The organism is Pseudomonas sp. W22_MBD1_FP4, assembly GCF_052113765.1.
GTDB classification, from domain to species: domain Bacteria; phylum Pseudomonadota; class Gammaproteobacteria; order Pseudomonadales; family Pseudomonadaceae; genus Aquipseudomonas; species Aquipseudomonas sivasensis.
In genome coordinates, this window is sequence record NZ_JBGQOI010000009.1 from 154192 (window position 1) to 176948 (window position 22757).

Below are 22757 nucleotides of genomic sequence, written 5' to 3' on the forward strand. Positions count from 1 at the left end.
GGTCATCATATGAGGTCGTGGGAGAATAGGACGTCAGAGGCTTTGTATTCTGTCCTGTTTGATAGGCCTTCTTTTAGGTAATCCACCAAACTGCGCACCTTTGGCGACAAATGCCGTTGCTGCGGATACAGCGCCCACACCGCTGTATTCGGCGGCTGATGCGCTTCCAGCAGCGACACCAGTGCACCATTGCGCAAATGTTCCAGCACGTAATAATCCGGCAGTTGGCACAATCCCACGCCCTGCAATGCAGCATCCAGCACCGCTTGTCCACTGTTGCAACGCCAGTTTCCCTGCACCCGCTGGGAAAACTCCCGGCCGTCCTGAGCCAGTTGCCAGATATCCGAGCTGCCAATCAGGCAGTTATGCCGACTCAATTCCGACAAGCTATGGGGGCGCCCATAGCGTTCGAGATAGGACGGCGATGCACACAAGTACATGCGCCGCGGCGCGAGACGGCTGGCAACCATTCTTGAGTCTGAGAGGCGCCCCAAGCGAATTGCCAGGTCCAGGCCTTCGTGTACCAGATCGAGCTGGCGGTTGCTCAGTTCGATATCCACCCGCAACTGCGGGTAAAGCCCCATGAACCGCGTCACCAAAGGCACGATAAATCGCTCGCCATAAGCCACGGCGCACGTCATGCGCAACATGCCTTTTGGCTCGCTGGTCAAGTCGCCCACTGCCCGCAATGCTTCTTCGCGGCCGTCCTGCAAGCGTTGGCAATGCTGGAGGAAGGTTTGCCCGGCTTCGGTCAGGGTCACTTTGCGTGTACTGCGATAAAGCAACCGTGTCTGCAGCCGTTCCTCCAAGCGTGCGACCTGGCGACTGATATGGGACGACGACACCCCCAGGCGCTCGGCGGCAGCTGTAAATTGACTGCATTCAGCCACGGCGACGAACTCGTCGATGCCTTCCCAGCGGTTCTCCGACATCATGATTGTCCCTGTACAGCAATAATGTTTTGCTTTTGGCTGGATTATTAATCAGTGAGCCATGTTTTACACTCTCCCTCTCAATTTTTAACGCCCTGGAGAAATACCGGATGATTAAGTCCCGCGCCGCCGTCGCCTTCGAAGCCAAGAAACCCCTTGAGATTGTTGAAGTGGATGTCGCCATGCCCAAGGCTGGCGAAGTCCTGCTGCGCGTTGTGGCCTCCGGCGTATGCCACACCGACGCTTACACCCTGTCGGGTGCTGACCCGGAAGGCATCTTTCCATCGATTCTCGGCCACGAGGGCGGTGCGGTGGTTGAAGCGATTGGCGAGGGTGTGACTTCAGTTGCCGTCGGCGACCATGTCATCCCGCTGTACACCCCGGAATGTGGCAAGTGCAAATTCTGCCTGTCGGGCAAGACCAACCTGTGCCAAGCCATTCGAGCCACCCAAGGCAAAGGCCTGATGCCAGATGGCACCACGCGTTTTTCCTACAAGGGTCAGCCGATTTTCCACTACATGGGCACCTCGACCTTCTCCGAGTACACCGTGCTGCCGGAAATTTCCGTGGCCAAGATTCCTAAAGAAGCGCCGCTGGAAAAAGTCTGCTTGCTGGGCTGTGGCGTTACCACCGGTATTGGCGCGGTGATCAACACTGCCAAGGTCAAACCGGGCGACACCGTGGCCATTTTCGGTCTCGGTGGAATTGGTCTGTCGGCCATTATTGGCGCGGTGAAAGCCAAGGCCGGTCGCATCATTGCCATCGACATCAACCCGGCCAAGTTCGAAATCGCCAAGCAATTAGGCGCCACCGACTGCATCAACCCGAAAGAATACGATCGCCCGATCCAGGACGTGATTGTTGATTTGACTGACGGCGGTGTGGATTTTTCCTTCGAGTGCATCGGCAACGTGCAACTGATGCGTGCTGCCCTTGAGTGCTGCCACAAAGGTTGGGGCGAGTCGGTGATCATCGGTGTGGCCGGTGCGGGCCAGGAAATCGCTACGCGCCCATTCCAGTTGGTGACCGGTCGCGTCTGGCGCGGTTCGGCATTCGGCGGCGTACGCGGTCGCAGCGAGTTGCCAAGCTACGTGGAAATGGCCCAGACCGGCGAAATCCCGCTGGACACGTTCATTACCCATACCATGGGCCTGGAAGACATCAACAAAGCGTTTGACCTGATGCATGAAGGCAAGAGCATTCGTACCGTCATCCACTTCTGAGGTCGCCCATGAGTCTGGAAAACCTGTCCTGCCAGAAGAGCTTCGGCGGCTGGCATAAACGCTACAAGCATCATTCCGATGTGCTCGATTGCGACATGACTTTCGCCGTTTACCTGCCGCCGCAAGCGGAGCAGGGCGGCAAGCTGCCGGTGTTGTATTGGCTCTCCGGGTTGACCTGCACCGATGAGAACTTCATGCAGAAGGCTGGCGCGCAACGCATGGCCGCCGAGCTGGGGCTGATCATCGTGGCGCCGGATACCAGCCCTCGCGGTCCCGGTGTCCCGGGTGATCCGGATAACGCCTGGGACTTTGGCCTGGGCGCTGGCTTTTACCTGAATGCCACCCAGGAACCATGGGCCAAGCATTATCGGATGCATGACTATGTGGTGCAGGAATTGCCTGCTTTGGTTGAAGCGCATTTCCCCGCTTCGGACAAGCGTGGTATCAGCGGCCACTCCATGGGCGGACACGGCGCACTGGTGTGTGCGTTGCGCAACCCCGGACGTTATCTGTCGGTGTCGGCGTTTTCGCCTATCAATAACCCGATGGATTGCCCGTGGGGCCAGAAAGCTTTCTCCCGTTACCTGGGTGAAGAGCGCTCTAAGTGGCGTGAATGGGATGCCTGCGCATTGATCAGCGAAGCCTCGGAAAAGCTGCCCTTGCTGGTTGATCAGGGCGATCGCGATGATTTCCTCGCGGTGCAGCTCAAGCCTGAGGCCTTGCAGCAAGCGGCCAAGGCGGCCAAGCATCCGCTGGAACTGCGCCTGCAACCCGGCTATGACCACAGCTACTTCTTCATCGCCAGCTTCATCGAAGACCATTTGCGACACCATGGCCGCGCTTTGCTCGGTTAATGTGAGGCAAAAGTAGGTAGAATCACGCCCTGAATTAAATCGGGGCGTTTTTTTATGCGTATTGGCCACGGCTACGATGTGCACCGTTTCGCTGAAGGCGATTTCATCACCCTGGGCGGCGTGCGCATTGCACACCACCATGGGTTGCTGGCTCATTCCGACGGCGACGTTGTCTTGCATGCCTTGAGCGATGCCTTGCTCGGCGCGGCGGCGTTGGGTGATATCGGCAAGCATTTTCCGGACACCGACCCCACCTTCAAGGGCGCTGACAGCCGTGTATTGCTTCGCCACGTGGTCAGCCTGATCCACGCCAAGGGCTGGAAGGTCGGTAACGTCGACAACACTATCGTGGCCCAGGCGCCGAAGATGGCGCCTCATATCGAATCAATGCGTGCACTGATTGCCGCAGACCTGCAAATTGAATTGGATCAAGTGAACGTGAAAGCCACCACCACCGAAAAGCTCGGGTTTACCGGTCGTGAAGAGGGCATTGCGGTGCACTCCGTCGCCTTGTTGCTGCGCGCATGAATGATCTGGAACTGCTGGGCCCGCGTGCCTACGGCGAAGCTTTGGGCAGCGCCGTCCTGAAGGCCACTGCCGAAGATTTTCAGGTGGACGAAGTGCTGGATATCCCGCTGACCGGCGAGGGCGAGCACCTTTGGCTGTGGGTGGAAAAACGTGGCCTCAACACCGAGGAAGCTGCGCGCCGTATCGCCAAGGCCGCCGGTGTGCCGTTGCGCACCGTCAGCTATGCCGGTCTCAAGGACCGTCAGGCGCTGACCCGCCAGTGGTTCAGCGTGCAACTGCCGGGCAAGGCCGACCCGGACATGAGCGCTGCTGAAAACGACACGCTCAAGATCCTCAAGACTGCCCGTCACAAGCGCAAGCTGCAGCGCGGCGCGCACGCGGCCAATGGATTCACCTTGCGCCTGACCCAATTGGTGGGTGATACCGCCGCCATCGACGCGCGCCTGCAACTGATTGCCCAGCACGGCATTCCCAACTATTTCGGCACCCAGCGTTTCGGCCACGACGGTGGCAACGTTGTCGACGCCCGTGGATGGGCTGCGCGCAAGGCCCTGCCGGAGCAGCGCAATGTGCGTTCGCGGTTGTTGTCTACGGCGCGTAGTTTCCTCTTCAACAAAGTACTGGCGGCGCGCGTCGCCGACGGTTCCTGGCAGCGTGCGCAAGTGGGTGATCTGCTGGCGTTTACTGACAGCCGCAGTTTTTTTCCGGCGGGTGAGGCTGAGTGCAGCGACCCGCGTCTGGCGATCCTGGATCTGCACCCCACCGGCCCGCAGTGGGGCGAGGGTGATTCTCCGGCGACGGGCGCCACGTTTGAGTTGGAGCAGGCGGTTGCCGCCGGTGAAGCCGACCTGCGTGATTGGCTGGTGAATGCCGGCATGAGCCAGGAACGTCGCATTCTGCGACTGCCCATTGGCGGGTTGACGTGGCATTATCCCGGGCCTGACATTCTGCAATTGGAATTCGTCCTACCGGCCGGATGCTTCGCCACTGTCTTGGTGCGCGAGCTCGTTGATCTGGTGCCGGTGGGGCAGACGGACAGCCCATGCGTATTCTGATATCAAATGATGACGGTGCCACCGCACCCGGTCTTGCTGCGCTCTATGCTGCGCTGGAAGATTATGCCGAGTGCGTGGTGGTTGCCCCCGACCAGGACAAGAGCGGCGCCAGCAGTTCGCTGACGCTCGACCGTCCCCTGCACCCGCAGGTTCTGGCCAATGGCTTTATCAGTGTCAACGGCACGCCCACCGACTGCGTGCACCTGGCGATCAACAGCCTGTTGGATCAAGAGCCGGACCTGGTGGTGTCGGGCATCAACCTCGGCGCCAACCTGGGCGATGATGTGCTGTATTCCGGCACCGTGGCGGCAGCGCTTGAAGGGCGCTTTCTGGGTCGTACCTCGTTCGCATTTTCGTTTGCCTCGCGGCAACTGGACAATTTGCCCACCGCCGCCTATTTCGCACGCAAGTTGGTGGAGGCTCATGCCTCCCTGGACCTGCCGCCGCGCACGGTGCTCAACGTCAATATTCCCAATTTGCCCCTCGATCACATTCGCGGCGTCAAGCTGACACGTCTTGGCCACCGTGCCCGTGCGGCGGCCCCGTTGAAGGTGGTCGACCCGCGTGGCAAGGAAGGCTATTGGATAGCGGCAGCTGGCGATGCCGAAGACGGTGGCGAGGGCACGGACTTTCACGCGGTGATGCAGGGTTATGTGTCGATTACTCCGTTGCAATTCGACCGCACCTTCAGCGATGCCTTCAGTGGTCTTGAAGTCTGGCTGGAGGGATTGCGCTGATGGCTCGTGAACAAGACGACCTGCTGCGTCGTGGCATCGGTATGACCTCCCAGCGCACCCGTGAGCGTTTGATCCAGCGCCTTTATGAAGAGGGGTTGTCCAACGCTCAGGTGTTGGAAGTGATCCGCCGCACCCCTCGTCATTTGTTTGTCGATGAAGCCCTGGCCCATCGCGCTTATGAAGATACGGCGTTGCCGATTGGCCATAACCAGACCATCTCCCAGCCCTACATGGTGGCGCGCATGAGCGAGCTGCTGCTGGCGGCGGGCCCGCTGGACAAGGTGCTGGAGATCGGCACCGGTTCCGGCTACCAGACCGCCGTGCTGTCGCAGTTGGTGGAGCGCGTGTTCTCGGTGGAGCGCATCAAGGTGCTGCAAGACCGTGCCAAGGAGCGCCTGGTGGAGCTGAACTTGCGCAACGTGGTATTTCGCTGGGGCGATGGCTGGGAAGGCTGGCCGGCGCTGGCGCCGTACAACGGCATTATCGTCACCGCCGTGGCCACCGATGTTCCGCAAGCGTTGCTCGACCAATTGGCACCAGGCGGGCGCCTGGTCATCCCGGTCGGTTCCGGCGAAGTGCAACAATTGATGCTTATTGTCCGTGAGGACGACGGTTTTTCCCGGCATGTATTGGGCGCCGTACGTTTTGTTCCGTTGCTCAACGGACCGCTGGCCTGACGAATTTTCGACGCTACTGAATTCTGCGGGCGGGGATTTGTCTTACGGCGGGGTCTATCAAGTCAACATGATAGGTGCGGTGATTCAACACGCTGAATGATTCGTTTCAGTCGCGTGCCGGTAAAACTTCAGTGCCCAGTTATACTTGCGACATATTTCAAGCCTGATACAGGCATTCATGTTCAGCCACCACAAAGGGAGCGGCGGGTGAGTCTCACAGGTCTTGCGCAGCGTATGGGTAAAACAAGTTTTCAACGACTGGTGCTTGGCCTTGTCTTCGGTTCCTTGTTGGTCGGCTGTTCCAGCTCGCCAAGCAGCGGCGCACGGGTCGTTGACCGTAATAGTGCTGCACCGCAAAAGCCCACGGTAACCACCGGGCAATATGTGGTGCGCAAGGGCGACACGATGTTCTCAATCGCCTTCCGTTACGGGTGGGATTACAAGGCACTAGCAGCTCGTAACAATATTCCTGTGCCTTACACCATACATCCGGGTCAGACGATTCGCTTTGACGGTCGCACCGGTTCCACGCCTACGACGGTTGTGACAAACACAGGATCTTCGCCGTCGTCTTCTAGCAAAACCACCATCATTACACGCCCTGCCGGCACTGCTGTCCCGGCGGCCTCAGGCAAGCCAACAGCCGCGCCGTTGCCGCCTGCCGGGCCTGCTCCGACGGGCTGGGGATGGCCCTCAAACGGAGTATTAATTGGAAAATTCTCTTCAAACGGTAGTTTGAATAAAGGCATTGATATCGCCGGTGATTTGGGACAGCCTGTTTTAGCTGCGTCTGATGGGACGGTGGTGTACGCCGGGAGTGGTTTACGGGGCTACGGCGAGCTGGTCATCATCAAACACAGCGATACCTACGTCAGTGCTTACGGTCATAACCGCAGGCTGTTGGTTCGGGAGGGGCAGCAGGTCAAAGTCGGACAGACAATTGCCGAAATGGGTTCAACGGGTACAGACCGGGTGAAACTGCACTTTGAGATTCGCCGTCAAGGGAAGCCTGTAGATCCGCTGCAATTCTTACCCCGTCGTTGATGTGTTGCCAGCCTGTTCCCTCACGTAGAAGGAACAGGCTCCAGCGTTGCCAAGGATAAAGGCGTCGCTTGAGCTTGAGGTCGAACTCACCAAAGGACTATAACAATGGCTCTCAGTAAAGAAGCGCCGGAGTTTGACATCGACGATGAGGTTCTCCTTATGGAGACCGGTATCGCTATGGAATCGATGTCGAATGAGGGACCTGCAACACCTTCAGTTCGTACCAAATCCAAGAACTCTACCGCTTTAAAGCAGCATAAATACATTGATTACACACGGGCGCTCGACGCGACCCAGCTGTATCTCAATGAAATCGGCTTTTCCCCCCTGCTTACCCCCGAAGAAGAAGTCCATTTTGCGCGGTTGTCGCAAAAGGGGGATCCGGCTGGGCGCAAGCGCATGATTGAAAGCAACCTGCGCCTGGTGGTGAAAATCGCCCGACGCTACGTCAATCGTGGGTTGTCCTTGTTGGACCTCATCGAGGAGGGCAATCTGGGCTTGATCCGCGCGGTGGAGAAGTTTGACCCAGAGCGGGGCTTCCGCTTTTCAACCTATGCTACCTGGTGGATCCGCCAGACCATCGAACGGGCGATCATGAATCAAACCCGCACGATCCGGTTGCCGATCCATGTGGTTAAGGAGCTCAACGTCTACCTGCGGGCAGCGCGTGAGCTCACTCAAAAACTCGATCATGAACCCTCTCCCGAAGAAATCGCCAACCTGCTGGAAAAACCGGTAGGGGAGGTCAAGCGCATGCTGGGCCTTAACGAGCGTGTGTCTTCGGTCGATGTCTCGCTGGGTCCGGATTCGGATAAAACCCTGTTGGACACCCTGACGGATGATCGGCCTACAGATCCCTGCGAGCTGTTGCAGGACGATGATCTGTCCCAAAGTATTGACCAGTGGTTGTCGGAGCTCACGGACAAGCAGCGTGAGGTGGTGATTCGCCGCTTCGGCCTGCGCGGCCATGAGAGCAGCACCCTGGAGGACGTAGGCCTGGAGATCGGCCTGACTCGTGAGCGGGTGCGGCAGATCCAGGTGGAAGGACTTAAGCGCTTGCGCGAGATCCTGGAGAAGAATGGCTTGTCGAGTGAGTCGTTGTTTCAATAACGACACGGCTTGAATGCTTGAATGTGGGAGGGGGCTTGCCCCCGATAGCGGTGTGTCAGTCAATGCAAGTATCGACTGCTACGCCGCCATCGGAGGCAAGCCCCCTCCCACATTTTTTGTGCCGGGCATAAAGTTGGTGCGAATACCAAATCCCAGGCATAAAAAAACCCCGCTTTTAAGGGCGGGGTCTTTTCGACTAAGTCAGTACAAGTTAGATAACTTGAACTTCTTCAGCTTGCATGCCTTTCTGACCGCGGGTAGCGATGAAAGAAACCTGTTGGCCTTCTTTCAGGCTTTTGAAGCCGTCGGATTGGATAGCTTTGAAGTGAACGAACAGGTCGTCACCGGATTGTGGAGTGATGAAGCCGAAGCCTTTTTCATCGTTGAACCACTTAACGGTACCAGTTTGGCGATTAGACATGGTGTATCTCCTTGGACAAAGTTAACTGCGACTCAGGAAAAGCCCTGGCCGAGACTGAGTGCAAAGAGCAGGAAAAATTCTTGGAGATGGTTGGATCGAAATTCAACATATCGTGTAGAGATTCTCAGTGACACAAGCAGCACAGTGGCGCCACCTTAACCCTTTTTCCGGAACGTGCCAATGGTATTTCCGAAGGTTTCTCTATTTTCGTGACTGGCGGTGGTGTTTACAGACCCCTGATCCGGCAGTTCGGCCCCGGCCCCGTTGGTTGCGCCTTATAAACGGCGGGGTATTGATCAAGAAAAGCCCCACGGCCTTTGAACCCCAACGCCGGCCCCGGTAAGATGCCACACAGAATTTTTCCACCTCGCTATTCAGGACACCCGCCATGAGCATCAAATCGGACAAGTGGATTCGCCGCATGGCGCAAGAGCACGGCATGATCGAACCGTTCGTCGAGCGCCAGATTCGTGGTGAAGGCGATGACCGAGTGATTTCGTACGGCGTTTCCAGCTACGGCTACGATGTACGTTGCGCCGATGAGTTCAAGGTGTTCACCAACATCAACTCGGCAATCGTCGATCCGAAGAACTTCGACGAAAAGAGTTTCGTCGACGTCAAGAGCGACGTGTGCATCATTCCGCCAAACTCCTTCGCCCTGGCGCGCACCGTGGAGTTCTTCCGTATTCCGCGTGACGTACTGACCATCTGCCTGGGTAAAAGCACCTACGCGCGTTGCGGCATTATCGTCAACGTGACGCCGCTTGAGCCTGAGTGGGAAGGTCACGTGACCCTGGAGTTCTCCAACACCACCACGCTGCCGGCCAAGATCTACGCCAACGAAGGCGTAGCGCAGATGCTGTTCCTTCAGTCTGATGAGGCCTGTGAAGTGTCCTACAAAGACCGCGCAGGCAAGTACCAAGGCCAGCGCGGCGTCACCTTGCCACGCGCTTGATCGAAAGGTCCTACGCGTAAAGGGAATTAGTCCGAAGAAAGTGACTCTATTGGGTGTACTGCCTCGGCGCGTGCAAAACGCGTCGGGCCACGCTTGAGGAGTACCTTATGAAGATCGACCCGCGAATCAGCGCAGAACTTGCCCGGCTTGAACCCAACCAGATTGGTGTTCTGGCCTGGTCCCTGATGGCCGATCCCGCTTACGCGGGCGGCATCCCTGGCCAACCCGAGCCGGATTACCCGCAGCCCACCGAACCCGGCGAGCCGACTCTTCCGGACGAGCCGCCACCCGCACCTGTCGCTTGATACCAGCCAGGCCAGTCGGTGTTTCAGCCAACTGGCCAGACCTGATGGTCGCCAATCACAAAGATTTGGTGATCATTGTCTTGCTCCACGGTATATCCGCCCGTAAACGCGCCAAACGCCGGCAACAGGCTGACGCTCGAGCTCAGCAGGAAGCACGGTAGGCGTAGGCTTTGCCGGCCCTTGCCGCGCAAGCGATACACCGGGTGCACATGCCCCGCCAACACAAGGTGGCTGGCATGGGCGTCCGGTTCGTGTTGCAGGGCGAATGGGCCCATCAGCAGGGGTTCAGGAACCACTTCGATCCTCAAGTCGGCAGGCGGGTCACCCGCGCGTTTATCGTGATTGCCGCGGATTAAGGTCATCGCCAGGTCGCTGTGGCGCGCTCGCCAGCTCCTCAGTGCGCTCAGCGTGCCGCTGGCGTGGGAGCCTGGGCCATGCAGGAAGTCGCCGAGAAAGATCACCTGCGCGCACGGCAGGGCGTTTAACACGCGGTCCAATCGTTGCAGATTGTCGGAGGTCGTGCCTTGTGGCACCGGTTGCCCCAGGCTTCGATAGGCCGATGCCTTGCCGAAGTGCGCATCGGCAATCAACAGGCACTGGCGCGCAGGCCAGTAAACCGCTTTCTCCGCCAGCAACCACAGCTCTTCGCCCCCAAGCGTCACCGAGCAATGCGTCATCGTTTCTCCGCAACTTTTTCCAAGTCTTTGACCATCCGCGCAATGCGCTCTGAAAGTTTTTCCGAACTCATGCTTTCGCGCATCCGCTCCACCAGCAGCGGGAACGCCAGGGGCGTTGGACGTTCGATCACATACACATCCATTTTCAGCGCCGATAACCGAAGCAAGGTCTCTTCGAGTCGGCGAATATCCAACTCGTCACGCAGGACTTCTTCCCCTGCTTGGGCCAGCAACAGGTTTTGCGGGTCATATTGCTTGAACACTTCAAAGAACAATCCACTGGAGGCCTGCACCTGCCGCGTACTTTTCGGCGCACCGGGGTAACCGGCAAACACCAGCCCGGCGATACGGGCGATTTCACGAAAGCGCCGCAGCGCCAGTTCCCCGGCATTCAGGCTTGCGGCTACATCCGTCAGCAAATTCGCCGGGCTGAGCAGGGTCTCGTTCAGCAACACTGTCCAATCCAACGGCGTGGCGCTCAGTAGCTCCAGACCATAGTCATTGACGGCAATCGAGAAGGTCACCGCCTGCCCTTGGCTGACCCGCCAGGCGAGCAAACTCGCCAACCCCAAATGCACCTGACGCCCGGCAAACGGGTATAAAAACAGATGCCACCCCTCCCGGGACTTCAGCACTTCGGCCAACAAGTGTTCCCGTGTCGGCAGGCCGGACCAGCGCAACTGCGTCTGCAATAACGGTTGCACCGCCCGCATCTCGGGGCCTTCGAAACGCCCATGGGCCGCAGCGTCAAAGCGCTCCACCACGGCCTGGGCCAGTTCATTGGAAAGCGGCATGCGCCCGCCATTCCAGCGCGGTACGGCTGCCTTTTTTGCGGTACTGCGGCGTACGTAAGCGGTCATGTTTTCTACCCGCACCAGCTCCAGCAGACGTCCGGCGAACAGAAAACCATCGCCGGGCTTTAACCGTGCGATAAAACCTTCCTCAACACTGCCCAGATTCTTGCCGCCGCCGCCTTTGCTCCAGAACTTCAGCTGGATACTCGCGTCGCTGACAATGGTGCCTACGCTCATGCGGTGGCGCCGCGCCAACCGAGCGTCGGGGACGCGCCAGATGCCATGCTCGTCGGGCTCCACACGGCGGTAATCCGGATAAGCGGTGAGCGACAAGCCGCCATGGCGCACAAATCCCAGCGCCCAGGCCCAGTCCGCATCCGTAAGGTCGCGATACGCCCAGGTGCCGCGCACTTCCGCCAGCAAGGCATCCGGTGTAAAGCCACCGCCCAGGGCCATGCTCACCAAATGTTGTACGAGTACATCCAACGGTTTGTAGGGCGATTCGCGTGCTTCGATGCGCCGCGCTGCAATTGCATCCTGGGCTGCCGCAGCCTCAACCAGCTCCAGGCTGTGGGTCGGCACCAGCGTCACCCTCGACGGTCGCCCCGGCGCGTGGCCGGAGCGCCCGGCGCGTTGCATCAGGCGGGCGATACCTTTGGCCGAACCGATCTGCAGTACCCGCTCCACCGGTAAAAAATCCACCCCAAGGTCCAGGCTGGAAGTGCACACCACCGCTTTAAGCTGGCCGTCTTTTAAGGCGCGCTCTACCCAATCGCGGGTTTCCCGGGACAGCGAGCCGTGGTGCAGGGCAATCAATCCAGCCCAATCGGGCCGCGCCTCCAGTAAGGCCTGGTACCAGATTTCCGACTGCGCCCGCGTGTTGGTAAACACCAGGCAACTGCTGCTGGCCTCCACCTCGGCGACCACCTGCGGCAACATCTTCAAACCGATATGCCCGGCCCAGGGAAAACGCTCGGTAACCAGCGGCAACAAGGTGTCGACTTTTAGGGATTTGGCCGTTTGCCCCTGCACATTGATTGCACCGCCTTGTGGGACCAAAACCTCAAGCGCGTGGGCCTGATTACCCAGGGTCGCCGAAATGCCCCACACCATCAGGTCGGGATGCCAGCGCCGCAGCCTCGCCAACGCCAATTGCAACTGCACGCCGCGCTTGTTACCGATCAGTTCATGCCATTCATCCACCACCACCATGCGCAGGTGCGCCAGGCTCGACTCGCTGTCGGCGCGGGCGAGCATCAGCGTCAGGCTTTCCGGGGTGGTGATCAGAGCGGTGGGTTGGCGGCGGGTTTGCCGGGCGCGCTCGCTGCTGCTGGTATCGCCCGTGCGCAGGCCGACACTCCAGGGAATCTGCAAGGTCGCCAGCGGCGCTTCAAGGGCGCGAGCCGTGTCGGCGGCCAGCGCACGCATCGGCGTGATCCACAGGACGGTGAGGGGCTCGGCAGGCGGTTTGCGTTTGCCCGTAGCAGGCGGGCGGATGTTGGCGAAGCGATTGAGGGCGGCAAACCACAGCGCATAGGTTTTACCGGCGCCGGTGCTGGCGTGCAGCAGCCCGGACTGGCCATCTTTGACCGCCGTCCAAACCGCTTTCTGGAAGTCGAACGGCTTCCAGCCCTTGGCGGCGAACCATGTCTTGGCGAAGTCGTGGGGTTTTGCCATGCGGTGCCTGACGCTCTGGAGGGTCTATTCCCACAGACCCTCCCGGCACCGCAAAGGTTTACTTCAGATTGCCACTCAGGAACTGCTGCAAGCGCTCGCTCTTCGGGTTGCCCAACACATCCTCAGGCGCGCCTTGCTCTTCGACCATGCCCTTGTGCAGGAACAGCACTTGGTTCGACACCTTGCGCGCAAAGCTCATCTCATGGGTGACCATGATCATGGTGCGGCCTTCCTCAGCCAGCCCCTGGATCACCTTCAACACTTCACCCACCAGTTCCGGGTCCAGGGCTGAGGTGGGTTCGTCGAACAGCATCACTTCCGGCTCCATGGCCAACGCGCGGGCGATCGCCACGCGTTGCTGCTGACCACCGGAGAGAAACGCCGGGTACTGGTCGGCCACCCGTGCCGGCAGGCCGACCTTGTCCAGATAGCGGCGAGCACGGTCCTCGGCGTCTTTCTTGCTGCAACCCAATACCCGGCGCGGGGCCATGGTGATGTTTTCCAGCACGCTCATATGGCTCCACAGGTTGAAGTGCTGGAAGACCATCGCCAGCCGCGTTCGCAGGCGCTGCAATTCGGCGTCGTCGGCTACGCGCATGCCGTGGCGGTCGTTGACCATGCGGATCTGTTTGCCGTCGAGGGTCATGGCGCCGTCGTTGGGGGTTTCCAGGAAATTGATGCAGCGCAAAAAGGTGCTTTTGCCCGAGCCGCTGGCGCCGATCAGGCTGATCACATCTCCGGTCTTGGCCTTGAGCGAGACACCTCTGAGCACCTCATTGTCGCCATAGCTTTTATGCAGGCCTTCAACGGTCAATTTGTACATGGGGCGTGCATCCTCAAGGCGAAAGTAGATAGCCGCTGCGATAGGCCTCTGAGCCTGCGACATGGCCGATGACCATCCCCGCAGTGGCCATGCGGCGTAGCGAACGGGCGTAAAGCAGGCCTGCGTTGTGGCAGTGCACGGGCGTTACGCGGTCGGTAATGGGGTCGATGATCTCAGCGATCAGTTGCCCGGCTTCCAGGTATTCACCGGGCAGGGCGCTGAACACCAACAGGCCGCCCACCGGCGTCGCCACGGGTTCGACGCCTGCCAGGGGCGTGGCCGGGTAGGGCAGGTCGGGCAGCGGTGCCGGGTCGCCGGCAATTGCGCCGAAGTGAATCAGGTAATCGATGATCGCCTGGCAATCGAGGCTGGCCAGGCCGTGGTTGACGTCGCCCTGGCCGCGCAGTTCGACGGTTACCGAAAAGCTGCCCATGGGAATCGGAAAGCGCCCGGCAAAACGTTGCTGCAACTGCCACCAGACCAGGGTGAAGCACTCATCGAAAGACTGCCCGCCGGAGTCGGTGGCCAGCAAGTTGGCTTCCGAGCCTATATAGCGCGCCAACGGCTCCACCCGCGGCCAGGCCTCTGGTGTGGTGTACAGGTGCGCAACGGCTTCGAAGTCGCAATGCAGGTCCAGCACCATGTCGGCGTCGCAGGCCAGGCGCTGCAGTACCAGTCGTTGAGACTGCAACTGGGTTGCGGCGGTTTGCCCGGCCAAGGCGGTGCTCAATGCGGCGCGAATCAGTTCGACATTGTGTTGCGGATCATCTCCGAGCAGCGCCTCGACCTGGTTGCCCACCTCATCACTGAGGTCGACAAACAGGCGATTGAAGTTCTGCCCGCTCTCCAACTCGTAGCGGCCCAGGGGGATATCCATCAACACCTGTTCCAGGCCCACCGGGTTGGCGATGGGCACCAACACGATCTCGCTCAACAGCCGCCCAGCCGCCGCCAATTCGGCGAGGCGCATCTTCAAGTGCCAGGCCACCAGCATGCCGGGCAGCTCATCGGCATGCAGCGACGACTGGATGTAAACCTTGCCTGCGGCCTGCTGCGGGCCGAAGTGGAAACTGTGGATTTGCCGCGCCGTGCCTGGCACCGGCGCAATCAGTTCATGTAGCTGATGACGCATGAAGGCTCCTTAATGGCTCGGCCCGAGAAAGGCCAGCCAGCGACGTTCCGCCAGCCGAAACAGGCCGACCAGGGCAAAGGTCACGGCGAGGTAGATCAGCGCGGCAATGCCGAACGATTGAAAGGTCATGAAGGTCGCCGAGTTGGCATCTCGTGCCACTTTGAGGATGTCCGGAATCGTCGCGGTAAACGCCACGGTGGTCGAATGCAGCATCAGGATCACTTCGTTGCTGTAGTACGGCAGCGAACGGCGCAGTGCGGACGGCATGATCACATAGGCGTACAGCTTCCAGCCGCTGAGCCCGTAGGCCTTGGCCGCCTCGACTTCGCCGTGGGCCATGCTGCGGATGGACCCGGCGAAAATCTCCGTGGTGTAGGCGCAGGTGTTAAGGGCGAAGGCCAAGATCGTGCAGTTCATTGCATCGCGAAAGAACGCATCCAGTACCGGTTGTTCGCGCACGGCGGCGATGCTGTAGATGCCGGTGTAGCAGATCAGCAACTGGATATAGAGCGGTGTGCCACGAAACAGGTAGGTGTAGAACTGCACCGGCCAGCGTACCAGCGGGTTGCGCGACACGCGGGCGATGGACAGCGGGATCGACACCAGAAAGCCGATCACCAGTGCGGCGCTGAGCAACCACATGGTCATGGCCAGGCCAGTAATGTGTTGGCCGTCGCTGTAAAGGAACGGGCGCCAGTATTCCTGCAAGAGTTCGATCATCGCACCGCCTCCCGGGAGCCTGCGGAGTAGCGACGTTCAAGACGGCGCAAGACAAAGTTGGAGACGCTGGTGATCACCAGGTAGATCAGCGCGGCCAGCACCAGGAAATAAAACAACTGATAAGTGCTTTTACCCGCGTCCTGGGCCGCCTTGACCAAGTCCGCCAAGCCGATGATCGATACCAGTGCGGTGGCCTTGAGCATCACCATCCAGTTATTGCCGATGCCCGGCAGGGCGAAGCGCATCATCTGCGGGAAGGTCACGTAGCGAAAGCGTTGCCCGCGCTTGAGCCCATAGGCAGTGGCGGCTTCCAGCTGGCCACGGGGCACGGCGAGGATCGCGCCGCGAAAGGTCTCGGTGAAGTAGGCACCGTAGATAAAGCCCAGGGTGATCACCCCGGCGCTGAATGGGTCGATCTCGATGTATTCCCATTCCATAAAGTCGGTCAGGCCGGTCAGCCAGGTTTGCAGGCTGTAAAAAATCAGCAGCATCAGCACCAAGTCGGGTACGCCACGGATCAACGTGGTGTAGAGCTGGGCGGGAATGCGCAGGAAGGGCAGGCTGGAGAGTTTGGCGCTGGCGCCGAGCAGGCCCAGCAACACGCTGACGGCCAGGGACAACACCGACAACTTTAGGGTCATCCAGGTGCCTTGCAGCAACAGCGGGCCGAAACCCTTCAAGCTGAACGCGCTCAGCCCGAGGGTTTGCAACAGATCTTCGAACATAAATCAGGACCTATGGCGATAAAAAAGCGCCCCTCCACTGGAGGGGCGCCCCGGGCATTATTTGCCGCTGTACAGGTTCAGATCGCCAAAGTGTTTCTTCTGGATAGTGGCGTAGGTGCCATCATCGTGTAACGCTTTGATACCTTTATCCAAAAGCGCCTTGAGTTCAGTGTTACCTTTTTTGATACCGATCGCGGTTTTCGACGGCAGCAATGGGTCGTCAATAGCTGCGCTGACTTCGTAGCCGGCACCGGCTGGCGACTTCAGGAAACCGAGTTCGGCTTGCAGCATGTCCTGTACGGAAGCGTCGAGACGGCCGGAAGTCAGGTCAGCATAAACCTGGTCCTGGTTGGCGTAGGCCTTGGTGGTCACACCGGCCTTGTCCAGCACAGCCTTGGCATAGGCTTCCTGGATGGTGCCTTGCTCGTAGCCCACGGACTTGCCTTTGAGCGACTCAGGTGTCGAGAAGCCAGCGCCTTTCTTGAACACCAGCGAGGTTGGGCCGGAGAACAGCTCGTTGGAGAAGTCGATGGCCTTTTCACGCACCGGGGTCACGGTCATGGACGAGATCACGCCGTCGAACTTGTTGGCCTTCAGGCCTGGGATCATGCCGTCGAAGTCGCTTTCGACCCACTTGCACTTGACCTTCAGCTCGGCACAGATGGCATTGCCCAGATCGATATCGAAGCCCACAAGGCTGCCGTCAGCAGCTTTGGATTCGAAGGGCGCGTAGGACGGATCGACACCAAAACGCAATTCCTTGTATTCCTTGGCCAGCGCGGTACCGGCGGCCATGCACAGAGCCAGTGCAGAAAGGGTCAGCAATGCTTTTTTCATTATGTAATCCCTGGAAACCAAGATAAGCGCTTGTGGCGCGTTTAGGACTGTTACTGAACGGTGTCAGACGGAACACAAGTAGCAATTTCTGCACCATAGTTCCGAATGATCGTTTTAAAAGGTGGGAAGAGGGAATCTTGAGTGTAGGAGATGCCCGAAAGTGGGCATCGGAATATGAGTGCACCATTACGAGTCATACGGAAATTAAAACCTGAGAGCGGGCGTTACGTCAGGCCAGGAGATCTTGCAGAGTGGCGAGGCTGTCGGCTTCCTCTACCGCCTTGTCCTGGCGCCACCGCAACATCCGCGGAAAGCGCACCGCAATCCCGCTTTTATGCCGCTTGGACAGGGCGATCCCCTCAAACCCCAACTCGAACACCATACTTGGCGTGACGCTGCTGACCGGGCCGAACTTCTCCACCGTAGTCTTGCGCACAATCGCGTCGACCTTGCGCATCTCCTCGTCGGTCAGTCCGGAATAGGCTTTGGCAAACGGCACCAGGCTGCGCTCGCTGCCGGGCGGGCCGTCCCACACGGCAAAGGTGTAGTCGCTGTAGAGGCTGGCGCGCCGGCCATGGCCGCGCTGGGCGTAGATCAACACGGCGTCGACGCTGAACGGGTCGACTTTCCACTTCCACCACAGGCCCATGTCCTTGGTGCGGCCGACGCCATACAGGCCTTGGCGATTCTTGAGCATCATGCCCTCGACGCCGAGGCTGCGGGAGGCTTCGCGTTGCTGCGCAAGGTCCTGCCAAGTTGCACCCGTCAGCAGCGGTGAGGGCTGCAATACCGGTTGGTTGCACACAGCAATCACCTGTTCCAACTGTGCGCGGCGCTCGGCCTGGGTGTGGTTGCGCCAGTCGTCGCCCGCATGTTCCAGCAGGTCGTAGGCCAGCACCGCCACCGGCGCATCCTCAAGGACTTTTTTGCTCAGGGTCTTGCGACCGATACGCTGCTGCAACAGAGCGAAGGGTTGCACTGATTCTTTCCACACCACGATTTCGCCGTCGATCACCGTGCCATCGGGCAGGCCACTTACCAGGCTGTGAAGTTCGGGAAAACGGTCAGTCACCAATTCTTCACCCCTGGACCAGACCCACAGGCGCCCCTCGCGCTTGACCACTTGCGCTCGAATGCCGTCCCACTTCCACTCCACCTGCCAGTCGGCTGGGGAGCCAAGCAATGCATCGAATTGCTCTACCGGCTGCGACAACCCGTGAGCAAGAAAAAACGGATACGGCTGACCGCCGCGTTGCGCATGTTCGTCGGACGATTCTGCGGCGATCAGTTTGAGGTAGCCCTGGGGTGTCGGGCGGTTGGACAGATCGGTGTAGCCCACCAGCCGCTGGGCCACGCGTTTGCTGTCCAGCCCGGCCATGGCGGCAAGGGAGCGGGTGACCAACAATTTGGAGACGCCCACACGAAAGCTGCCGGTGATCAATTTGATGCACGCCATCAGGCTCGGTTGATCCAGCTGTGCCCATAACGCTGGCAGGCGCTCTGCCAGATCCTGAGGTGAGAGGCCGCGCAAGGGCAGGAGTTTTTCTTCCAGCCACACGGCCAGGCCGTCTTCTGAGGTGTAGGTTGATTCCGGCAGCAGCAGGGAAATCGTTTCGGCCAGGTCTCCCACCGACTGATAGCTCTCTTCGAACAGCCAAGGCTCGATGCCGGACGCTTCGGTGGCCATGTCCCGCAGCAGGCGCGTCGGCACCAGTTGTCGAGGGCGTCCGCCGGACAGGAAATACACTGCCCATGCCGCATCCTCAGGCGGCGCCTTCAGGAAGTAGGCTTGCAGGGCCGCGAGCTTGGCGTTACTGGAAGTGGTGGCGTCGAGGTTGGCGTACAGCTCAGCGAAGGCCTTCATGCGCTGACCTCTTCTTCGTCGTCACCGTACTCGGTGGTGAAACCCTGGGCGTCCAGGCCTTTTTCCCGCAAGTGGCGCACCAATACGCCGACTGAGCCGTGGGTCACCATCACCCGTTCCGCGCCGGTTTGTTCGATGGCCCACAACAAACCGGGCCAGTCGGCGTGGTCCGAGAGCACAAAACCTCGGTCCACACCGCGCCGCCGCCGTGTGCCGCGCAGGCGCATCCAGCCGCTGGCGAACGCGTCGCTGTAGTCTCCGAAACGCTTGATCCAACTGCTGCCGCCGGCGGAGGGCGGGGCAATGATCAGGGCTTGGCGCAGCAGCGGGTCGGTCTTGGTGAAGTCACCGGCGTAGAGCGTCTCGGGAATGTAGACGCCGGCCTCGCGGTACACCCGGTTCAGCGGTTCGACTGCGCCGTGGCTGAGGATCGGGCCGATGCTGGCGTCGATGCCATGCAGGATGCGCTGGGCTTTGCCGAAGGAGTAGCAGTACAACACGCTGGCCTTGCCGGCGGCGATATTGGCCTGCCACCAGTCGTTGATCCCGGCAAAAATCTGCGCCTGGGGCTGCCACCGGTAGATCGGCAGGCCGAAGGTGGATTCGGTGATAAAGGTGTGGCAACGCACCGGTTCGAAGGGCGCGCAGGTGCCATCAGGCTCGACTTTGTAGTCGCCAGACGCCACCCAGACTTCACCTTGGTATTCCAGGCGCACCTGGGCTGAGCCGAGCACATGCCCGGCCGGATGGAAACTCAACGTCACGCCGTGATGCTGCAGTTTCTCGCCGTAAGCCAGGGTTTGCAGGTTGATGTCCTGTCCCAGGCGCGAGCGCAGGATGCCTTCGCCGGGCGCGGCGGCCAGGTAATGCTGGTTGCCGGTGCGGGCGTGGTCGCCGTGGGCGTGGGTGATGACGGAACGTTCTACCGCGCGCCAAGGGTCGATGTAGAAATCACCGGCGGGGCAGTAGAGACCTTCAGGGCGGGCGATGACAAGGTCCATGGGGTGTGCCGTGGGCGATGGGCTTATCAGTAGGAGGAGAATGAACCTGGAGAAGTTCTATCTAAATGCAGAGAGCCAAATGTGGGAGGGTGCTTGCTCCCGATGGCGGTGGATCAGTCAAATTTGTATTGGCTGACCCACTGCTATCGGGAGCAAGCACCCTCCCACATTTTGACCCGGGTTCTTCAGGAGAAAGCCGGTTTATTTGCCTGGAGTCAGGGTCAACCGAGCTTTCCCATAGACCTTCTCAAAGTTCTGCGGCTGCATCGGGAAGCTCAGGTATTGCGCCTTGAGCGACGGGTCGATGCCATTGGCGTAGCTCGGGCTGGCGGGATTGCCGGATTGGCCGATGCCGCCCTGGCCCATCATCGGTTCCACCTGGCCGAAGTCGACGATCATGCGCAGCGCCGGGACTTGGGTGGTGTTGAAATCCTGGCCCCAGCTATACGGCGCCGGGTTCAAGGTGTTGTGGTCACCGCCGGACGCCAACGGGCCGCGAATGGCTTGGCCAGCAGTGTTCTTCCAGGTGGTGCTGTGCAGCTTGCCCCACTGCCAGGCCTTGTGATCGGCGCCCAGCTGGTTGTCGCCCGCGGTGATCGCGGCCGCGAGGCTGCGGGCCAGGATCGCCGGTTTGTCTTCTTTCTGCGGTGTGCGCACGTCGTCCCAGAACGGGCTGTCTTCGCGGCTCAGCAAGTGGTCGGCCTGGGCGGCGTAGGAGAGGTTGGCGTTGCTGACAAACGCTTTCCAACTGGCGCTGTTTTCCGGGCCGAGTTCGTCGAGGAAGATCTGCTTGGTACTTTCCTGCAGGAATAACTCATAGAGAGCCGCGTCGGCGGATGTCGCGACGAGGCGACCGTCGAAGGCCATCAGGCGATTCAGCGCTTCACGCGCTTTGGTCTGTTCGGCCGCAGGCAACCCATCAATCGCCTGTTTCAGCGGCTGGGCCATGCCCGGTGCCTGGAACATGGTCTTGAGCTTGGCGGCGAACGTGGTGGTCTGGTCGTATTGCATGGCGATCACGCTACGACTGTCGTGCTTGCCGGCATTGGCCAATTGCGCCAGGCGCTCGCTGCGCTCCGGGGCGTCCCAGGAGTTGGACAACTGCATGCCATAGCCACGCGGCGCGGTGCGCTGGTTGGCGGTGCCGATCCAGCCTTGGGCCGGGTCCTGGTCATAAGGATGCAGCATCGCGTCGGCGTAGCCGTCCCAGTCAAAACGCGTATCCCAGCCTGGCGACGGCAGCAGACCCTCGCCTTCGCGGCGGTTGGGGAAGCGGCCGGTGACCTGCCAGCCGATATTGGTGGCGTCGGCGAACACCATGTTTAAGGCAATGGCGCGAATCTCGCGGGTCGCATCCGAGGCTTTGGCGACGTTTTGCGCGCGGGACAGGTCGAAGAACGCATCCAGGCTCTTGTCGTCTTTAAAGTCGGCTGTTTGCAACGCCAGGCCCAGACCGCTTGTGAGCGCCTGGCTGCTGTTGAGCAGGGCGCCGTGACGGGTTTCGTAGACAACTTCGCGAGTCGAGCGCTGGCCTTTGACGAAGAAGGTTTCATTCCGCACGCCGGCCGGCAGCCATTTGCCGTTGTTCTCGTAGTACAGCGCGTTGCCCTGGCGTTTGACCTTTTCCAGGAACAGGTCCTGGGTATCGCCCTTGACCGTGCTCATGCTCCACGCGACTTTGCCGTTGAACCCGGACAGCAGCGTTGGCAAGCCGGCAATCGAGGCGCCGACGGCCTGGTATTTCGGGGCGCGAATCTGCACGTAGCTCCATGGCGACGGTGCTTGCGGTTGGGCGGCGAGGTCGTTGGCCAGCAGGCTCTTGCCACTGCGGCTGCGCTGCGGGCCGATGGCCCAGTTGCTCGACGTGGTCACGGCCAGGGCATTGAGGCTGCCCAGTTGCTGGCTGACGGTGTCCAGCCCCGCCAGGCCGGTGATCTGGCTGAAGTTCACGCCCTTGAGCTTCTCGGCTTCGGCCAGTGGGATGGGCTCATCCGGTGCGCTTGGGGTAAGCCAGGCGAGTTTGTCGACGCCGACTTTTTGCGCGAGCACCAAAGAGGCGAGCTCTTCTTGCAGGTTGGCCGACTCGCTGAAATTCAGCAGGCAGAACAACAGCGCCGAATCTTCCGGCTTCCAGTATTCGGGCTTGTAGCCGGTCTGGGCCAGGTCCGGCGGCAGCTTGTCGCGGTAGCGGAACAGGTAGGCGTTGACGCCACGGGCATACACTTCGAAGAAGCGCTTGAGGCGCGGCGATGAGGCGTTGTACAGCTCGCCGGCGCTTTTTTTCAGGTTGACCGCACGCATGAAGCGGTCGACATCCAACACCTCTGGGCCGGATATTTCTGCAAGACGGCCTTGGGCCAGCAGGCGCAGGGTGACCATCTGGGTGATGCGGTCACTGGCGTGCACATAGCCAAGGCTGAACAGTGCGTCGTGGAATGTGTTGCTTTCGATCAGCGGCATGCCTTGGGCATTGCGGCGCACCGACACGTTTTGTGCCAGGCCTTTGATCGGCTGTACGCCCGCAACGGGCGGCAAGGTGTCCTGGGTGCTCTGGAGCTGGCAACCGGCCAGGCTTAATGCACTGGCCACTGCCGCGGCAACGCCGAACCGGGGGAGAAAATGTGAGAGGGCTGGCGAGGCCATGGCAAAGCTCCTGCGGGGGGTAG

The 22757-nt window shown here is 60.1% G+C and carries 22 protein-coding genes; 10 read left to right on the top strand and 12 right to left on the bottom strand.

What is annotated here, in order from left to right:
* Positions 1-5 precede the first annotated feature (5 nt).
* The gene (locus ACEN2T_RS14025) at positions 6-932 is read right to left on the bottom strand and encodes a LysR substrate-binding domain-containing protein (RefSeq protein WP_122755695.1); all 927 of its coding nucleotides are present in this window, start codon (positions 930-932) and stop codon (positions 6-8) included.
* A 110-nt stretch (positions 933-1042) separates the two neighbouring features.
* Between ACEN2T_RS14025 and ACEN2T_RS14030 the strand changes: the two genes are divergently transcribed.
* From ACEN2T_RS14030 to rpoS, 8 genes are all read left to right on the top strand, one after another.
* A complete protein-coding gene (locus ACEN2T_RS14030) occupies positions 1043-2155 on the top strand; it encodes an S-(hydroxymethyl)glutathione dehydrogenase/class III alcohol dehydrogenase (RefSeq protein ID WP_032891635.1) in 1113 nt (370 codons plus the stop codon).
* Between the two features lie 8 nt (positions 2156-2163).
* A complete protein-coding gene (gene fghA, locus ACEN2T_RS14035; protein ID WP_179179442.1) occupies positions 2164-3009 on the top strand; it encodes an S-formylglutathione hydrolase in 846 nt (281 codons plus the stop codon).
* Positions 3010-3063: 54 nt separating this feature from the next.
* Complete coding sequence (ispF, locus tag ACEN2T_RS14040; protein ID WP_032891633.1) at positions 3064-3537, top strand: 2-C-methyl-D-erythritol 2,4-cyclodiphosphate synthase; 474 nt, start codon at positions 3064-3066, stop codon at positions 3535-3537.
* The gene (gene truD / locus ACEN2T_RS14045; RefSeq protein ID WP_122764876.1) at positions 3534-4592 is read left to right on the top strand and encodes a tRNA pseudouridine(13) synthase TruD; all 1059 of its coding nucleotides are present in this window, start codon (positions 3534-3536) and stop codon (positions 4590-4592) included. The genes ispF and truD overlap by 4 nt, the downstream gene beginning before the upstream one ends.
* A complete protein-coding gene (gene surE, locus ACEN2T_RS14050; RefSeq protein ID WP_099601279.1) occupies positions 4580-5329 on the top strand; it encodes a 5'/3'-nucleotidase SurE in 750 nt (249 codons plus the stop codon). Before truD ends, surE begins: the two co-directional genes overlap by 13 nt.
* 41 nt (positions 5330-5370) lie before the next feature.
* Complete coding sequence (locus tag ACEN2T_RS14055) at positions 5371-6006, top strand: protein-L-isoaspartate(D-aspartate) O-methyltransferase (RefSeq protein WP_169899534.1); 636 nt, start codon at positions 5371-5373, stop codon at positions 6004-6006.
* 207 nt (positions 6007-6213) lie between these two features.
* The gene (locus tag ACEN2T_RS14060) at positions 6214-7050 is read left to right on the top strand and encodes a peptidoglycan DD-metalloendopeptidase family protein (RefSeq protein ID WP_032891630.1); all 837 of its coding nucleotides are present in this window, start codon (positions 6214-6216) and stop codon (positions 7048-7050) included.
* 105 nt (positions 7051-7155) lie between these two features.
* Entirely contained in the window at positions 7156-8160 is a 1005-nt protein-coding gene (gene rpoS, locus ACEN2T_RS14065) for an RNA polymerase sigma factor RpoS (RefSeq protein ID WP_032891629.1), read from the top strand.
* 211 nt (positions 8161-8371) lie between these two features.
* Here rpoS and ACEN2T_RS14070 read toward each other — a convergent pair whose 3' ends face one another.
* Positions 8372-8581 (bottom strand): cold-shock protein, encoded by a 210-nt coding sequence (locus ACEN2T_RS14070; protein ID WP_002554837.1) that lies wholly within the window; start codon positions 8579-8581, stop codon positions 8372-8374.
* Positions 8582-8969: 388 nt separating this feature from the next.
* On the opposite strand from ACEN2T_RS14070, the gene dcd reads away from it, so the two are divergent.
* Both dcd and ACEN2T_RS14080 read left to right on the top strand, forming a co-directional pair.
* Positions 8970-9536, top strand: coding sequence for a dCTP deaminase (gene dcd, locus ACEN2T_RS14075; RefSeq protein ID WP_003172320.1), 567 nt, complete (start codon positions 8970-8972; stop codon positions 9534-9536).
* 107 nt (positions 9537-9643) lie between these two features.
* Positions 9644-9841 (top strand): hypothetical protein, encoded by a 198-nt coding sequence (locus tag ACEN2T_RS14080; RefSeq protein ID WP_010212420.1) that lies wholly within the window; start codon positions 9644-9646, stop codon positions 9839-9841.
* Positions 9842-9864: 23 nt separating this feature from the next.
* Here ACEN2T_RS14080 and pdeM read toward each other — a convergent pair whose 3' ends face one another.
* The 10 genes from pdeM to ACEN2T_RS14130 all read right to left on the bottom strand — a co-directional run bounded on the left by pdeM (position 9865) and on the right by ACEN2T_RS14130 (position 22734).
* On the bottom strand, positions 9865-10518 hold the full coding sequence (gene pdeM / locus ACEN2T_RS14085) for a ligase-associated DNA damage response endonuclease PdeM (protein WP_099601280.1): 654 nt from the start codon (positions 10516-10518) through the stop codon (positions 9865-9867).
* Positions 10515-12989 carry a ligase-associated DNA damage response DEXH box helicase gene (locus ACEN2T_RS14090; RefSeq protein WP_442116871.1) on the bottom strand — a complete coding sequence of 825 codons (2475 nt, stop codon included), beginning with the start codon at positions 12987-12989 and terminating at the stop codon, positions 10515-10517. The genes pdeM and ACEN2T_RS14090 overlap by 4 nt, the downstream gene beginning before the upstream one ends.
* Positions 12990-13047: 58 nt before the next feature.
* Positions 13048-13812 carry an ABC transporter ATP-binding protein gene (locus ACEN2T_RS14095; protein WP_032891624.1) on the bottom strand — a complete coding sequence of 255 codons (765 nt, stop codon included), beginning with the start codon at positions 13810-13812 and terminating at the stop codon, positions 13048-13050.
* Between the two features lie 13 nt (positions 13813-13825).
* On the bottom strand, positions 13826-14944 hold the full coding sequence (locus ACEN2T_RS14100) for a succinylglutamate desuccinylase/aspartoacylase family protein (RefSeq protein WP_032891623.1): 1119 nt from the start codon (positions 14942-14944) through the stop codon (positions 13826-13828).
* Positions 14945-14953: 9 nt separating this feature from the next.
* Positions 14954-15664 (bottom strand): ABC transporter permease, encoded by a 711-nt coding sequence (locus tag ACEN2T_RS14105; protein ID WP_032891620.1) that lies wholly within the window; start codon positions 15662-15664, stop codon positions 14954-14956.
* Positions 15661-16389 (bottom strand): ABC transporter permease, encoded by a 729-nt coding sequence (locus tag ACEN2T_RS14110; protein WP_032891617.1) that lies wholly within the window; start codon positions 16387-16389, stop codon positions 15661-15663. The genes ACEN2T_RS14105 and ACEN2T_RS14110 overlap by 4 nt, the downstream gene beginning before the upstream one ends.
* 57 nt (positions 16390-16446) lie before the next feature.
* Positions 16447-17226 carry a transporter substrate-binding domain-containing protein gene (locus ACEN2T_RS14115; RefSeq protein ID WP_032891615.1) on the bottom strand — a complete coding sequence of 260 codons (780 nt, stop codon included), beginning with the start codon at positions 17224-17226 and terminating at the stop codon, positions 16447-16449.
* A gap of 229 nt (positions 17227-17455) precedes the next feature.
* A complete protein-coding gene (locus ACEN2T_RS14120; protein ID WP_442116872.1) occupies positions 17456-19090 on the bottom strand; it encodes an ATP-dependent DNA ligase in 1635 nt (544 codons plus the stop codon).
* Complete coding sequence (locus ACEN2T_RS14125; RefSeq protein WP_442116873.1) at positions 19087-20091, bottom strand: ligase-associated DNA damage response exonuclease; 1005 nt, start codon at positions 20089-20091, stop codon at positions 19087-19089. The genes ACEN2T_RS14120 and ACEN2T_RS14125 overlap by 4 nt, the downstream gene beginning before the upstream one ends.
* A gap of 201 nt (positions 20092-20292) precedes the next feature.
* Positions 20293-22734: a penicillin acylase family protein gene (locus ACEN2T_RS14130; RefSeq protein WP_442116874.1), complete on the bottom strand. Its 2442-nt coding sequence runs from the start codon at positions 22732-22734 to the stop codon at positions 20293-20295.
* Positions 22735-22757 lie beyond the last annotated feature (23 nt).

Bases quoted from the DNA above. Each gene is read 5' to 3' on its own strand.
- dcd (WP_003172320.1), top strand. From the start codon at position 8,970: ATGAGCATCAAATCGGACAAGTGGATTCGCCGCATGGCGCAAGAGCAC.
- truD (WP_122764876.1), top strand. From the start codon at position 3,534: ATGAATGATCTGGAACTGCTGGGCCCGCGTGCCTACGGCGAAGCTTTG.
- ACEN2T_RS14025 (WP_122755695.1), bottom strand. From the start codon at position 932: ATGTCGGAGAACCGCTGGGAAGGCATCGACGAGTTCGTCGCCGTGGCT.
- ACEN2T_RS14095 (WP_032891624.1), bottom strand. From the start codon at position 13,812: ATGTACAAATTGACCGTTGAAGGCCTGCATAAAAGCTATGGCGACAAT.
- ACEN2T_RS14100 (WP_032891623.1), bottom strand. From the start codon at position 14,944: ATGCGTCATCAGCTACATGAACTGATTGCGCCGGTGCCAGGCACGGCG.
- ACEN2T_RS14030 (WP_032891635.1), top strand. From the start codon at position 1,043: ATGATTAAGTCCCGCGCCGCCGTCGCCTTCGAAGCCAAGAAACCCCTT.
- ACEN2T_RS14105 (WP_032891620.1), bottom strand. From the start codon at position 15,664: ATGATCGAACTCTTGCAGGAATACTGGCGCCCGTTCCTTTACAGCGAC.
- ACEN2T_RS14090 (WP_442116871.1), bottom strand. From the start codon at position 12,989: ATGGCAAAACCCCACGACTTCGCCAAGACATGGTTCGCCGCCAAGGGC.
- ispF (WP_032891633.1), top strand. From the start codon at position 3,064: ATGCGTATTGGCCACGGCTACGATGTGCACCGTTTCGCTGAAGGCGAT.
- ACEN2T_RS14055 (WP_169899534.1), top strand. From the start codon at position 5,371: ATGACCTCCCAGCGCACCCGTGAGCGTTTGATCCAGCGCCTTTATGAA.
- ACEN2T_RS14125 (WP_442116873.1), bottom strand. From the start codon at position 20,091: ATGGACCTTGTCATCGCCCGCCCTGAAGGTCTCTACTGCCCCGCCGGT.
- ACEN2T_RS14110 (WP_032891617.1), bottom strand. From the start codon at position 16,389: ATGTTCGAAGATCTGTTGCAAACCCTCGGGCTGAGCGCGTTCAGCTTG.
- ACEN2T_RS14080 (WP_010212420.1), top strand. From the start codon at position 9,644: ATGAAGATCGACCCGCGAATCAGCGCAGAACTTGCCCGGCTTGAACCC.
- ACEN2T_RS14120 (WP_442116872.1), bottom strand. From the start codon at position 19,090: ATGAAGGCCTTCGCTGAGCTGTACGCCAACCTCGACGCCACCACTTCC.
- surE (WP_099601279.1), top strand. From the start codon at position 4,580: ATGCGTATTCTGATATCAAATGATGACGGTGCCACCGCACCCGGTCTT.
- fghA (WP_179179442.1), top strand. From the start codon at position 2,164: ATGAGTCTGGAAAACCTGTCCTGCCAGAAGAGCTTCGGCGGCTGGCAT.
- rpoS (WP_032891629.1), top strand. From the start codon at position 7,156: ATGGCTCTCAGTAAAGAAGCGCCGGAGTTTGACATCGACGATGAGGTT.
- ACEN2T_RS14070 (WP_002554837.1), bottom strand. From the start codon at position 8,581: ATGTCTAATCGCCAAACTGGTACCGTTAAGTGGTTCAACGATGAAAAA.
- pdeM (WP_099601280.1), bottom strand. From the start codon at position 10,518: ATGACGCATTGCTCGGTGACGCTTGGGGGCGAAGAGCTGTGGTTGCTG.
- ACEN2T_RS14130 (WP_442116874.1), bottom strand. From the start codon at position 22,734: ATGGCCTCGCCAGCCCTCTCACATTTTCTCCCCCGGTTCGGCGTTGCC.
- ACEN2T_RS14115 (WP_032891615.1), bottom strand. From the start codon at position 17,226: ATGAAAAAAGCATTGCTGACCCTTTCTGCACTGGCTCTGTGCATGGCC.